Raw genomic sequence first — 12,894 nt, 5'->3', positions numbered from 1 at the left:
TTTGTTTTAGCGTATAAGCGAAAAATGGCTAGATACCTTTGTGTATAAGTGTTTTAGTATAAGACTATAAGCTCACATAAATGACCATCGTCATTAACAATGGTGAATTCAAGAATTCAAGACTATTGTGCCGATAAAGGGAGCGGTAGAATCAGAAAAATTAAATTGTAAGTTTAATCAAAGACTATTATAGTTGCTTAAAGACGGATTGGAGAAGTATTATTAACATCTGGGCTAACCAACTCTAGAAGTTGACTTGTAATAGCTTCAGCATCTTTATCTTGCTTGACAGTCAAAAGTAAAGCCGTGCAGCCGCTTCTTTTAAAATTTGTTGCACAAATTATAGGTTGATTATTCATTCTCCCTGTGGTTGCGTAAAATTGTCCCTGTCCTTGCAATATCATATTTGCCCTTCCAGCAAATTCTTGACATTGTTCTTCTTGGGAATAGGTGTTAGAAATCCATTGTATTAATCGCTTCTTTATTCTTAGATCGCTATAAATTGTGGTTGTTACTCCATTAACAGTAGCACATAAAAATCTTTCTTCTAGTTTAGCAATATTAGATAATTCTGATTTTAATTTTAAAGCCATGGAATTTTTAGGGTTGATTTGAAGGATTTTTTCGTTTTCTTCATTTGCTTCTGTAAAGTTATTCAAGTCCATTTTGGTTTTCACTAACCCAATCAGTGCAGGTTCTAGATGAGAGTCAATTTCTAATGCTTTTTGATGAAATTTCAGAGATTCTTCTGGTTTACCTAAGAGTCTGAATGCTTCTCCTAAATTAGTCAACGCATCAGCATCTTTAGGATTTCTATTCACAGCCTTTCTGTATTCAAAAACTCTATCTCTAAGGAACTTCTCGTCTTCCTTAGGGAAAGCTTTTTGAAATATTGCTTCAACCTTGTCATCGACACATACTAGATAACTGCTACAAGAATTTACTGAATAACGTAGATAATCAAAAATAGTGCTTATAACTGGAATTCTTATTAAGGAAATTCTTAAAGGTTCAAAGAATAATCCTAAGATAAGTAAGGCTAATACTCCACCTGAAGGTATAACCGCAAGTTGGAGCCATAATTTTTTGTTTGGTAAATTTGGTAACTGTGTGGTTTTAATATCATCTTGACTCTTTTTGGATTGGGAAGATTGCTCACCTTCTATCCTTTTTTGAGAAATCCTTTGAATTGGTTGATTAGTGTCCGTAAGTGATTTCCTCTTATTGCTGCTAGCTGAAGAAATGTTAGGTTGTAAAACAGTAGGTGCCTCTGAATAAGAATTTGTCAACAATTCTTCGGCAATAACTTTCAAGCATGAGTTCCCAGAGTTTGTGCTACACGCAGCACGAACTAAATTTTCAACCCATCCTTGAGCCTCTGCTGCTTGTATTAATTTAAAGACAATATCATGTAAATTCCCTTCGCCTGCAATCTCTCTTAAATTTTTATTTAATCCAAATGACAACATCTGCTCTAGGGATGTTGGAGTCGGAAAAGCGTTAATCAAAGCATCTTGTAGTTGTTGACGCTGGCTGCCCGATAATCTCATATTTTTCATACAAGTTATTCATAGAAGCTGGAATAAGTTGGGAATTGTTATCGTAGGCTCCAGGCTATTATACTTCGCAAACGCCTGAACCTCATTCTCTCCCAATACTGCGTACGTTTTCCCCGAAAATTCGACCTGAACTGAAGTTCGGGCTAATAGCTAAAGTGAGCTTTTAGCTCACTGGGTAATCTTTTAACCCATTAATGGGTTTCAGCTTTGATCTGGGAAATTTATTTCCCGGCTCTTAACCGAGCAGTATTGCATTCTCTTCTGACTCTTCAAGGGAATGATTCATTCTGCTTATAGCCTTAACTTTACTGAAATTGCTATCGTTCTGATGACAAAAAAAGTCCTTTCTTCAATGACAATCCCTTAAATTTGGGTAGTGGATTGAAAGAAAAATTTAGAGCAATCGTTGTACTTCTTCAAGTGTAGTTGCCGCGATCGCACTCCCGAGAATAGCTTTTAGACTTGACAAATCCGAAATTTGCTCAATTTGCGGCATTAATTGTAAGCCATCACTGCCGAATTTGATCTCCAGAGTCATTTCAATACTAGAAATGATTCCTCGACGTTCACCACGTTCTTCACCACGTTCTTCTCCTCGTCGCTCACCAAGTATTTCCCCTTCGCGGAGAATTTCTTGATACCAAGGTGACTCGCGCAATACTGTCATATCCCACCTCATAATTTGTCGAACTAATGCGCTATCTAATACAAACGTAGCAAAAAATGCTAAAACTGTTTCTAGTTGGTTTAATTGTTCATCGGCTTGCAATAAGCGCAATGCTTCTCGAATTATAGATTCGTCTTCACCTCCTTTAAGTATCGGCACAAACGGAAGTAACGATGGTAGGGTTTGAGAGAAGGCAATATTGACATCAACTTCCCATAAGTTAATGACGCGGTAATCTTGGCGTGCTTCCAATCCTGCAATGCTGGAGAAGTATTGCGTGGGTATTTCTGCCTCACCTGCTTTAAGAATGTTAATTAGTACAGGATAAATTGGTAATTTATATTTTTCTTCTGCGAGTCCAGCATAAGCGCGCATCCGCCTTGGCATTTCGGATTTATATCGCAGTTGTAGTTCGTTTAGAACAAGAAATTTTCCGCAAGTTGGACTTTCAGCGCGAATGAGTACATCACTTTCTCGGCTGATCCATTGAAACTCTGAGTTAAGGATTTCGCCTGCCACGATATCTGGAATTTGTGTCACCCATTTTACCCAATTGTCGGGTGCGAGGCTAATTAGGCGTTTTGTACTAACATCGGCGGGTTTTGGCATGGTCAAAGTAACAGCACTGCGTGAGTGCAAGTCATGATACAGATGGTAATTATCAAAACATCAAACCATCAATTTCGTTACAGGGCAAGTTTTGAGGTACGTGCGAAGCTTTTATTAAAAAAATTGAAACATTACCTATTTTTGTTTGAATCTTTCTGCTGCTGAAGCTTTGCCCGTACTTCTTGACGAATATCATCCCAATCTTGCTCGGGTAAAGGGGTTACACTTCCAGATTTACCCCTTCTAGTAATAAAGTCTCCAAATGTTCCATGACTAATTTGAAAGTCATCAAGGCTGATTGCGTTGAATTTCGCTACAAATGTCAGCAACCGTCATATTCCCAAACAGCTGTTCTTTCACCTTCAAATAATCGACAGGTTGCGACATCGTTTCTCGGATAAAGAAAGCAGCTTTGCCAATTCCCAAACTTTTAATCAACGCACTTATCGCTTCACATCTAACATCATCGCCCTTGGGCACAGATAGTGCTTTATTCATAATAATGGTGTATCTCCTAATTTTCTCAACTTATTATTGTCACAGCCAACTCGGTCGGAGTTTTAATTGCTACCGTGCCACTGTACCTCTTAATCATTTGATCATCACAAGTAACGAAACAGTCTGCAAGTGCAACTTCAGCACAAGCAAGATGTAATGCGTCTACTCCCTTGATTTTATCGTGAGCCTCAATGTGCTGGGCAATTGTAATTACGTTCTGGTCTATAGACTGAAAGTAGCTAGCTTTTTGGAGAACAAGGCGTACAAAGTTTTGGCGGTCACTATAAGGATTTCTATCGGTTTCAAATACCAGAGCGTCTGAGGAAATCAGTTCCACCGCCCTACTTTCAACCAACAGAAAAATAATTTGCATAGAGGTGGCTTCTATATAAATTCGTGCCTGAGACTGATCGTCAAAAATCCGATTGAGGGCGCTAGTATCTAAATATACTTTCAACTTGCTTACCTAACAACTAAAAACCGAAAGTTACTTCTTATACCCTGCTGTCTACTCGTTAAACCAACAACAGGGGTCGTAATTATTTTTGACCTATTCGCTTTCGTAGTTCAAAGTCAAACTCTTCGTCTGTACGACAAACCACTTTTGGGCGCTGATCTAATCTGTCCATTAAGACGTGAAAAGCTTCTGTGTCCTCTGGATGATAGCGAACCCAGTCTCTTAGTTCAGCGTCAGACATTGCCTGATAGTTAGAGCTTGTCATGGAAATGTAACCTCTCCGTTTGGATAGATTTCTATTTGTATTGTGTCTCCGATGAGAACGTAGATACGCTTTGTCCTTTCATCTAAACGTACTACGTTGATGGGTTGAAGTAAGTTGCTTGCTCTTACACACCTGCGATAAAACGCCTTTAATTGTTCCGCTGTCGGTTCTTGCATCTCAAGATTGAAAAAATTAAAACAATCAAGATATTTTTTATTGTACGACATATTGAGAAAAAGTCATACAAAATCAAGAACAAAAAACAAAACCCGCTTAATGCTGGGCGGGTTTTTCTTTGACCGTATCCAAAACACGACTGCGCCATAGCCTGAGAGACTCGTTTTCATCTCTCAGGCTGCTGATTCCCCCAAGAGTTTTTCTTCCAAAAGAGACAGTTTAGTTTCATGTTGTTCTAGTCTTTGCTTTATCTCTTCTAAATCTAGTGTTTGACTTGACTCTTGTACATATTTCCTTACCAAATCTATCAACACCTCGGACGGTTTTCTCCCCTCCTTAGCAACCTTTGCCATAAAGGCGTTTTTCTCGGAACTGTTAATCCGAAAAATAATTCTGTCATCTGCTTTCATACGTTGTTCAGACATCGCGGCAACTCGTTATGACACTCTAATCCAAATATAAACCTGTTTTCTGAGCTTTTGTCATATGTTGGCATACATAGTTGATATTTAGTTGTACGATGTCGTACCTTGGATTGAAGGTTACAGGAAACCCCCTAAGCCCAAAACATTCATACGATCGCCTACAAGCTTGGTAAATCTTCTGGAGTATTACAGTTCAAAAGCATTTCTGGATCTGCTAAAGGCAACACTTTCACTGGATGTTGCTTAAGCCACTCTTGAAACGATCGCCCTCCTTGGTTAATATACTCCAATAATGTTGGTAAACAACGACGGCGATAGAAACCGCACAAAGGTTCCCAGCCTTTAACGTGATAAACCAAAGCGGCGATCACGTCATCCTCTACAGTATCAAGTTCAGCTTTCCAATCTTGCAAGACCGCTACTCGCAACTTAGGTAGATCGCAAGCTAGCAGCAATACCCATTCTGTTTGTACGTGCGCCAATCCCTGAGCAAATCCAACTATTGGTCCATGAGATGACAGTTTTTGCTCAGGTTCAACAGATAAAGCAACTTCTTGGATAAATTGGCTTTTTGGGAGTATCAAGTGTTCATATCGTTCCTGCCAGGGAGTGACGATATAGACAGTGTCAGCACAAGATCCAGCAACACGACAGACTAATTGTAACAGGGGTAAACCTTCAATGAGAATCAAGGCTTTGTCTCGACCCATACGAGAACTCTTACCCCCTGCTAACACAATTGCAGTTAAAGGGATCATTTATATTTTATGGGCATGGGGCATGGGGCATACTGCTAAAACGATTGCAGTTAAAGGGATCATTTACCCTCGCATTTGACTTTGCTCGACTTGCTGCAACAGTTGTTCTAAAGTATCCGGTGCTGGAAGACACTTCAAGCCTTGGCAAACTAAGCCAATATGACCTTCTGGTACATTAGATACTTCTACAAACATAACAGTAGGCAAGTACCGGGTTATGAGGGAGTTTATTTGCTCAGTTGTGGTGCGAATCTGGGTAGAGTTTCGATACCAATCTAAGGCTGTAAACAAACTTGGACAAGCTTGGGGAAACCGATTCATCACACTTCTAAAAGCATTTAATCCTTTTTCGGCTAAATCTAAATAATGAAGATTGTCAGTTAGAAGGGTAAGACGAACAAGGTTGGCGATCGCGACTCCATTAGCTGAAGGGGTGGCATTATCCAGATAACTACGTTCCCGTACAATTAAATCTTGGCTTGCATCACTTGCTGTATTAAAGTAACCACCCAATTCCACGCTCCATAGAAATTCGTCAAATTCCTCTTGGATAGCGATCGCCTTGTCTAGCCAGTGAGAAGAAATTGGTTTTTCCTCATTTTTCGTTAGCAGTGAAGCTTGGTGTAAATCTAATAGTGCCTTGATAAAAAAGGCGTAATCTTCAGACTGTGCTAGCACAGTTGCTTCACCTTCATAATTAAGCCGGTAAAACCGCCCATTTACAAACTGATTATTTAAGATAAAGTTTGCTGCTTGGGATGCTAACTGCAAATACTCTGGTTGTCTGAATACTCCATAAGCTTTTGCTAAACCAGATATCATCAAACTATTCCAACCAACAATCATTTTTGTATCGGTTACTGGAGGAATACGTCCCTGCCAATTGCTGCTTTTTGCTTCTTCATTGTTACGGGCGGGGGGGAAAGTTGCCGAATCTGGTGTTATGCCATAACGGGCGACAAACAGCTTGGAAAGGGTTTTTTCCAGAGTTTCGCTCAGTTCTCCTTGATGGCGTCTTTGCAAAACATTCTTTTGTTCAAAGTTTCCTTCGGGCGTTACCGTAAACTGTTCTTGCAGTTCTGCTAGTTCACTAGACGTAAGCAGTTGCTCTAATTCGCTATAACTCCAAACGTAGAATGCTCCTTCTTCTGGTTCTACATCTGCTGAAGTTGTAAAACTATCAGCGTCTTGCGCAGCATAGAAGTAGCCAGAGTCCGCAGTCATTTCTCGCTTGAGCCATTGAACAGTAAGAGCGATCGCTCTTTCAATAGCTGGTTCTTGAACTCCTGCACTCCATAAAGAAGTTAGATACTCAACGATCTGACCGTTATCGTACAGCATCTTTTCAAAGTGGGGTACTGTCCAGGTCGGGTCAACAGTGTACCGATGAAAGCCTCCGCCCACATGGTCATAAATACCACCCAGTACTAAGTCTAGCCCTCGCTGTATACAAACTTGCTTACTATCATACTTCAATGCTTGATTTCCATTAGAACTTGGGAAAGCGAACCTAGATAAACGCAGTACTAATTCCGCATAGGGGATCATTGGAAATCTGTTGTTATATTGGTCTGGTGTAATGATCCCAGTACTAGTCTCCCAGCCTTGCCGCAGTAATTCATTGTCTTGAGACTCTGTTACAGTATCTTGCTGTAACACTGAAGAGGAGAGGAGCGATTCAAGAACTGCTGCTTTACGTTCGCGGAGATCTTCTTTTTCTGTATCGTAGTAATGACGAAGTGCTGTCAGTACTTGCAAAAAACCTGGACGCCCGTACCGTGGTTCAACTGGAAAGTATGTTCCAGCATAAAAGGGCACTAAATCTTCTGGAGAAAGAAAGATATTTAACGGCCAACCTCCTTGACCACTCATCATTTGCAAAGCCTGCATATAAATGCTATCAAGGTCTGGTCTTTCTTCCCTATCCACCTTAATAGGAAGAAAGTTTGAGTTCATATACTCGGCGATAGCCGGATCCGAAAAAGCCTCTCCTTCCATAACAGTACACCAATGGCAGCTGGAATAACCAATTGAAAGAAATATTGGTTTATTCTGCGCCTTTGCGGTTGCGATCGCTTCGTCGCACCAGTACCACCAATCAATCGGATTGAGAGCGTGTTTGCGCAGGTAGAGACTCTTAGCTTCAGCAAGGCGATTAGTCATGATTCGATGCAGGTATTACCTTCCTTGCTAAGTCTACCGTCAAATACTGGAATGTAGACAGACTAATTGAAACCCCCCAACTTCTATTGGCGAGCGCTCAGTAGTACCCTAGCAGGTGATGTTGTGTCTGTAGTTGATGCACTGTGTGTCTGAATTCTAGTTACTGGGCTAAGACCTGCGATTACGTAAAGTAAGAAGGTAATGATTGCAGCTTGTAAAAGTTTTTCTGGCATGACGTACTCCTCTCTTTTTGGTATCTTTATAGTGGATTTTTTCAACCGTACTATAGATGTATATTAACCAACGTTATATCTAGTTCTACTCTTTGGAGTAATTCTTTTCCGGAAATTGAATAGTAGAAATGCTGGCTTAGTTACTAGACTTTAATAAAATTTCAATAAGTCGCGTTTCTTTATGTAGAGATTTAAACAATATAAATTTTTACTAAAAAAATCCCCGTGTTCAGAGTTTTAAGCTAAAGCCACCATTATTTCGCTTGACAGACGGCTACACAGACAGTTGGGCAAAACGAGCAGTAGCTGTCATCATTAGAATATATATAAAAGTCGTTACGAAGCAGGCTACATGATTCCTATCGTTATTGAACAATCGGGTCGTGGCGAACGCGCCTTTGATATTTACTCACGGCTTTTACGTGAGCGTATCTTATTTTTGGGACAACCAGTGGATGACAACGTAGCTAACTTAATTGTCGCCCAGCTGTTATTTTTAGATGCTGAAGACCCGGAGAAAGATATTTATATGTATATCAACTCTCCTGGTGGTTCGGTGACGGCAGGAATGGGTATTTTCGACACCATGAAGCATATCCGTCCGGACGTTTGTACGATTTGCACTGGGCTTGCAGCGAGTATGGGTGCTTTTCTCTTAAGCGCAGGAGCTAAAGGTAAGCGTATGAGTTTACCTCATTCTCGGATTATGATACACCAACCTCTAGGTGGTGCGCAGGGACAAGCAACTGATATTGAAATTCAAGCTCGCGAAATTCTCTATCACAAGGAAAGATTAAATGAGTATTTAGCTGAACACACTGGTCAGCCTTTAGACAAAATTGCTGAAGATACTGAAAGGGACTTTTTCATGTCACCTCATGAAGCCAAAGAATATGGTTTGATCGACCAAGTGATTGACCGTCATTCTGCTGGCAGCCGTCCTATGGCTGTTGTAGGGCAGGGGTGATCAGTGAACAGTGAACAGTTATCAGTGATCAAGGTGTGTGGTAGAGGGCTTAAACCCAAAGATAAACACATTCTCCTTGACTGATAACTGATAACTGATAACTGTTTATCTGCCCCATGCCCCATGCCTATTTCAAAATCCTACTGATGGATCTGGTGGTGTTGGCTGGGTTTCTAAATATCTGAGGAAATGTAATAACTCTTCTGGGTTAAGTAAACTACGAGCACGCTTACCGTAAGCTTGTTTGAGATAATCTCGTCCTTGCTCTGTAGTCCAGTTCAAGCGCTGCATTTCAACATCAATTTTAGCGATTGTATCTGAGTGATCCACCGGTTCACTCTTTTTGCTTTTCTTAGTTGTAGAAGTTCCTACCTCTTCTTGAGGAGCGTGACTGCGGGGCGTGAACGGGGTGACATTACTAGGAGAAATTTCTGGTAAAGGGTTATTTTCAGGCTGCTTAAAAGACATGCTCTTGAAATCTTCGTCGCGAATGTCTAATTGCTCCTGCTGCTTATTAATAACAGGAAAGTGCTGCTCTACATCTTGTCTATTAACATTACTTGAGGGTACAAAAACCCTTGGTTCTGTTTGTGAATAAGAGTTAACATTACTCGAGTATGTAGACGAATTACTGAATTCAGTTGTTGTAGCAACCCTTGGGTTGGGCTGAATCTGCGTTATTGGTTTTGAAGAAGATGCTGGTGGTTCCTGTGTTGTACTAGTTATTCCCAAAACCATGAGTGCCCGAGTCCTAGCTCGATCTTCTGCGTCTTCTAACGTTTCTGCTGCTGCCATACCAGTAGCACGTGTTACACCTTCAATTTGGACGCTTGCTCGAACTATATATTTTCCGTGATCAATTTGCACTAATTCAGAAATAAGGCTACCTTGAGGATACAAGCTCTGAAATTGAGCAAACATAATAGTGTTACCAATTGTAAGTTGAGTAAATTGCCTGTACTTATCTATCGCTTGTGGCACAAAGATGGCTGCGAGGAGCGATAACGTTTGAGAATGTGTATTCTGACTACTGACTCCTGTATTCTGAATTCTTTTTTATTCTCTGTTTAGAGGGATTGAGACTTTGCACTTTGTTTAAGCTAAAAACTTTACTAAGAAACGATTCAGGAGGAGCTAGGTGCTACCCTATGGGAAGTCTTCCTCTCCTAGTCTACAAGCTGGGGAACTCTAGTCGAGTACTAGCTGCGCCTTCTTTTTTGAAAGTTTTTTGTTGGGGGTCTGTTGTCCAAAGATAGCTTTTTTCTCTCTACTCGTGTGCCTACCTTCTCCTTAACAAGCGGATCATTCGGTTATGATCTTATTCTAGTTATCTAACTCTAAGTGATCAAATCGAGAATGCTATACTAGTTACCCAAATTGATATCCAGAACTATTTTCTGGAAGTACGCTCTAAATCTACAATAATGAAGTAATGGTTCATCCTCACTGCTTGTTAAGCTGCTGACTTAGTTGTGACCGATTCTACATATGGGTCGATTAGGTCTGTTGGCAGTTTCTCCTAGGTAAAACTCAGAGTCTCATGGTGTAAAAATACCTTCACTCTAGACAATCAAACACTTGCGGTTTCCCAAAAAGTGATGCCCGGGTAGTGTAATTGAGAGTTCGGCGAACAAAGCCTCTCAAAGACCCGTTGCATAAAAACTTAGAAGGTCAAAATCGATACCAAGTGTACTTTGTGAGATTAGCTTCGTGAAGGGATTTTTATCCTTATAGACTTTGAATTGTTCGTGCAGTGCCCTGTCTTAGGGCAATTAGTTTACAACTAAATGTCTGTAAGTCATCAGGGTACACAGCAAAGAACCAGATCAAACAAAAAATGATGTTTTGACCAAAGGTCGGTTCACTGCATGGAATTTTCAATCGCTACACTCCTTGCCAATTTTACCGATGATAAATTGGTAGCCCGTAAACTCTTAGAAAAGAAACTTGGTTGTGAAGATGAAGATTGTTTACAAAAACTTCACATAGCCTTGGAAGTGCTTGAGAAAATCGGGGTTTTGGTCAAAGATCGGGGGAAGTACCGCCGTGTTACAGAAGAAGGACTGATTGAAGCAAAACTGCGCTGTTCTAGTAAAGGTTTTTGCTTCGCAATTCAAGATGTGGAAGGAGCCGAGGATATTTACATCCGCGAAAGCCATCTGAGTAATGCTTGGAATGGGGATCGTGTTTTGGTCAAAGTTCTCAAAGAAGGTAGCCGTCGCCGCTCTCCCGAAGGAGAAGTAAAGCTGATTCTAGAACGCTCAAATCATACTCTACTGGCACGGATAAAACAGGTAGAAAGTGGCTTTCGCGCTGTACCGTTAGACGATCGCCTACTGTTTGAACTTAAACTCCTCGTAAACAACGCTCACTTATCTGATGCAATTGACCACCTCGCTCACGTAGAAGTTTTGCGTTACCCACTCGCACAATATCCCCCAATTGGTCGAGTGGTGCAAATCTTAGGGAGTGATGCTGAAGCTGCTGCTGATATAGATTTGGTAACATGCAAGCACGATCTCTCTCGCACTTTCCCAGAGAATGTGCAAGAAGCAGCTGCAAAGTTACCCAAAAAGCTCCTGAAAGCAGACCTAAAAAATCGACTAGATTTACGTCAAAAGTTTACCTTGACTATAGTCGCTAATAATGGTAAGTCCAACATAGTAGAAAATGCTTTCGGCTTGGAGAAAACTGCAGACGGAAATTGGCTGTTAAGTTTTCACATTGCTGATGTGTCCCACTACGTCCAACCAGATGAAGCTCTTGATCGAGAAGCTCTCAAACGAGGTAGGACAGTTTATCTGGGAGACTTAGTGCTACCAATTTTGCCAGAAACTGTAGCAGATCGCTGTTCACTTGTACCAAAAAGCGATCGCCTGACTCTCTCCTTTCTAATTACAATAGATTCCGACTCAGGAGAAGTCATAGACTGGGAAATTCAACCAAGTGTTATCAACGTAGACCAGCAGTTGAGCGTACAAGAAGCGGAAACAATTCTCACCCACCAATCTAGTGATTATCCCCGCGAAGTGGTGGGTTTGGTACGACAACTAGAAATATTGCAGGCAGGGTTGAAACAACTACGCTTGGAACGCGGCAGTTTACATCTTAATCTTCCACCTAGTCAAAATCCTTACTATGATGAGGGGGTTCTTGGCTCTGTGGTAGTTAATGAGCTGCCTGTACACTCGTTATTAACCGAGTTTGTACTCCTGGCTAATCAACTAATGGCAAATCACTTGAGCGCTCTCGGCATTCCTGCTATTTGGCGAGTCCAAGGAGCACCTGATACCGAAGATGTTCAAGAAATGTTGAAATTAGCAGTTAGTTTAGGTGTTGAGCTATCGCTGGATCCAGAAGCAGAGATACATCCCCTTGATTATCAACAATTAACTGGCATTTTTGCAGAATCTCCATCTGAGCAAGTTCTTACTTACTTGTTACAAAATACCCTCAAGCAAGCTACTTACAGTACGACAAAAGGCCCTCACTTTGGTTTAGCATTAGCAGAATATACCCATTGTGCTGCTCCTATGCGGCGTTACCCAGATTTGCTCATGCAAAGGGTGTTTTATACACTGATAGAACACGGACGGGATCGCCGTAACACCCGTGTAAAAGAACGTGTCAACCTTCGCCACTCGTCTTCTCACGGTGAAATTAACTGGAACGTTCTCCCTCCAGAATTGCAACAAGAACTCCAAAGCGATTTGATGAGGGTTATTGTCCAGCTTAATGACCGAGAAAAAGAAGTTCAAGAGGCTGAAGCCGATCTGGCAGGGTTACAAAGAGCTTCTTTGATGAAACAACGGATCGGTGAAGTGTTTACTGGTGTTATTACTGGTGTGCAATCTTACGGGTTCTTTGTAGAAATTGAAGTACCTTTCCCGGATTCTGGTACAGGTGCTAATCAACGAATACCTTTAAGGGTGGAAGGATTAGTACACGTGAGTTCTCTCAAAGACGATTGGTATGAGTATCGTGCAAGACAACAGGCACTTTTCGGTCGTAAAAATCGTGCTTCCTATCGACTAGGCGATCGCGTAGCTGTCCAAGTTAAAAGCGTCGATTACTAGCTTCAACAAAGTGATTTGTTCACCGTTGGTAGCGATGGCG

13 protein-coding genes are annotated in these 12,894 nt (G+C 41.1%); 2 read left to right on the top strand and 11 right to left on the bottom strand.

Annotated features, from left to right (window positions below; all coding sequences use genetic code 11):
- Window positions 1-197: 197 nt before the first annotated feature.
- The 10 genes from G4P69_RS27320 to G4P69_RS27280 all read right to left on the bottom strand — a co-directional run bounded on the left by G4P69_RS27320 (window position 198) and on the right by G4P69_RS27280 (window position 7,811).
- A complete protein-coding gene (locus G4P69_RS27320) occupies window positions 198-1,559 on the bottom strand; it encodes an effector-associated domain EAD1-containing protein (protein ID WP_208341958.1) in 1,362 nt (453 codons plus the stop codon).
- 394 nt (window positions 1,560-1,953) lie between these two features.
- Complete coding sequence (locus G4P69_RS27315) at window positions 1,954-2,835, bottom strand: RpnC/YadD family protein (protein WP_208341956.1); 882 nt, start codon at window positions 2,833-2,835, stop codon at window positions 1,954-1,956.
- 288 nt (window positions 2,836-3,123) lie between these two features.
- Window positions 3,124-3,333, bottom strand: coding sequence for a hypothetical protein (locus G4P69_RS27310; protein ID WP_208341954.1), 210 nt, complete (start codon window positions 3,331-3,333; stop codon window positions 3,124-3,126).
- Between the two features lie 25 nt (window positions 3,334-3,358).
- Entirely contained in the window at window positions 3,359-3,790 is a 432-nt protein-coding gene (locus G4P69_RS27305) for a PIN domain-containing protein (protein ID WP_208341952.1), read from the bottom strand.
- Window positions 3,791-3,872: 82 nt separating this feature from the next.
- Window positions 3,873-4,055, bottom strand: coding sequence for a DUF6887 family protein (locus tag G4P69_RS27300; RefSeq protein ID WP_208341943.1), 183 nt, complete (start codon window positions 4,053-4,055; stop codon window positions 3,873-3,875).
- On the bottom strand, window positions 4,052-4,231 hold the full coding sequence (locus G4P69_RS39540) for a DUF6888 family protein (protein ID WP_243902410.1): 180 nt from the start codon (window positions 4,229-4,231) through the stop codon (window positions 4,052-4,054). The genes G4P69_RS27300 and G4P69_RS39540 overlap by 4 nt, the downstream gene beginning before the upstream one ends.
- A 174-nt stretch (window positions 4,232-4,405) precedes the next feature.
- A complete protein-coding gene (locus G4P69_RS27295; RefSeq protein WP_208341941.1) occupies window positions 4,406-4,657 on the bottom strand; it encodes a hypothetical protein in 252 nt (83 codons plus the stop codon).
- 158 nt (window positions 4,658-4,815) lie between these two features.
- On the bottom strand, window positions 4,816-5,415 hold the full coding sequence (locus G4P69_RS27290) for a molybdenum cofactor guanylyltransferase (RefSeq protein ID WP_208341940.1): 600 nt from the start codon (window positions 5,413-5,415) through the stop codon (window positions 4,816-4,818).
- A 63-nt stretch (window positions 5,416-5,478) separates the two neighbouring features.
- Complete coding sequence (locus G4P69_RS27285) at window positions 5,479-7,578, bottom strand: thioredoxin domain-containing protein (protein ID WP_208341939.1); 2,100 nt, start codon at window positions 7,576-7,578, stop codon at window positions 5,479-5,481.
- 83 nt (window positions 7,579-7,661) lie between these two features.
- Complete coding sequence (locus G4P69_RS27280) at window positions 7,662-7,811, bottom strand: hypothetical protein (RefSeq protein WP_208341938.1); 150 nt, start codon at window positions 7,809-7,811, stop codon at window positions 7,662-7,664.
- Between the two features lie 352 nt (window positions 7,812-8,163).
- Between G4P69_RS27280 and clpP the strand changes: the two genes are divergently transcribed.
- Window positions 8,164-8,778 carry an ATP-dependent Clp endopeptidase proteolytic subunit ClpP gene (gene clpP / locus G4P69_RS27275; RefSeq protein WP_208341937.1) on the top strand — a complete coding sequence of 205 codons (615 nt, stop codon included), beginning with the start codon at window positions 8,164-8,166 and terminating at the stop codon, window positions 8,776-8,778.
- 132 nt (window positions 8,779-8,910) lie between these two features.
- On the opposite strand, the gene G4P69_RS27270 is transcribed toward clpP, so the two are convergent.
- Window positions 8,911-9,699, bottom strand: coding sequence for a hypothetical protein (locus G4P69_RS27270; protein WP_208341981.1), 789 nt, complete (start codon window positions 9,697-9,699; stop codon window positions 8,911-8,913).
- A 947-nt stretch (window positions 9,700-10,646) separates the two neighbouring features.
- Between G4P69_RS27270 and G4P69_RS27265 the strand changes: the two genes are divergently transcribed.
- Window positions 10,647-12,854: a ribonuclease R family protein gene (locus tag G4P69_RS27265; RefSeq protein ID WP_208352526.1), complete on the top strand. Its 2,208-nt coding sequence runs from the start codon at window positions 10,647-10,649 to the stop codon at window positions 12,852-12,854.
- Window positions 12,855-12,894: the final 40 nt, after the last annotated feature.

Source organism: Aetokthonos hydrillicola CCALA 1050 (genome assembly GCF_017591665.1).
Taxonomy (GTDB): Bacteria; Cyanobacteriota; Cyanobacteriia; order Cyanobacteriales; family Nostocaceae; genus Aetokthonos; species Aetokthonos hydrillicola.
Note: the sequence above shows the minus strand (reverse complement) of the source record. Positions and strands in the feature narration are given on the sequence as shown.

What these genes read in the sequence shown, in the direction of transcription:
- G4P69_RS27315 (WP_208341956.1), bottom strand. Translation starts at nt 2,835, where the DNA reads ATGCCAAAACCCGCCGATGTTAGTACAAAACGCCTAATTAGCCTCGCA.
- G4P69_RS27320 (WP_208341958.1), bottom strand. Translation starts at nt 1,559, where the DNA reads ATGAAAAATATGAGATTATCGGGCAGCCAGCGTCAACAACTACAAGAT.
- G4P69_RS39540 (WP_243902410.1), bottom strand. Translation starts at nt 4,231, where the DNA reads ATGCAAGAACCGACAGCGGAACAATTAAAGGCGTTTTATCGCAGGTGT.
- G4P69_RS27290 (WP_208341940.1), bottom strand. Translation starts at nt 5,415, where the DNA reads ATGATCCCTTTAACTGCAATTGTGTTAGCAGGGGGTAAGAGTTCTCGT.
- clpP (WP_208341937.1), top strand. Translation starts at nt 8,164, where the DNA reads ATGATTCCTATCGTTATTGAACAATCGGGTCGTGGCGAACGCGCCTTT.
- G4P69_RS27270 (WP_208341981.1), bottom strand. Translation starts at nt 9,699, where the DNA reads ATGTTTGCTCAATTTCAGAGCTTGTATCCTCAAGGTAGCCTTATTTCT.
- G4P69_RS27280 (WP_208341938.1), bottom strand. Translation starts at nt 7,811, where the DNA reads ATGCCAGAAAAACTTTTACAAGCTGCAATCATTACCTTCTTACTTTAC.
- G4P69_RS27300 (WP_208341943.1), bottom strand. Translation starts at nt 4,055, where the DNA reads ATGACAAGCTCTAACTATCAGGCAATGTCTGACGCTGAACTAAGAGAC.
- G4P69_RS27265 (WP_208352526.1), top strand. Translation starts at nt 10,647, where the DNA reads ATGGAATTTTCAATCGCTACACTCCTTGCCAATTTTACCGATGATAAA.
- G4P69_RS27310 (WP_208341954.1), bottom strand. Translation starts at nt 3,333, where the DNA reads ATGAATAAAGCACTATCTGTGCCCAAGGGCGATGATGTTAGATGTGAA.
- G4P69_RS27295 (WP_208341941.1), bottom strand. Translation starts at nt 4,657, where the DNA reads ATGTCTGAACAACGTATGAAAGCAGATGACAGAATTATTTTTCGGATT.
- G4P69_RS27285 (WP_208341939.1), bottom strand. Translation starts at nt 7,578, where the DNA reads ATGACTAATCGCCTTGCTGAAGCTAAGAGTCTCTACCTGCGCAAACAC.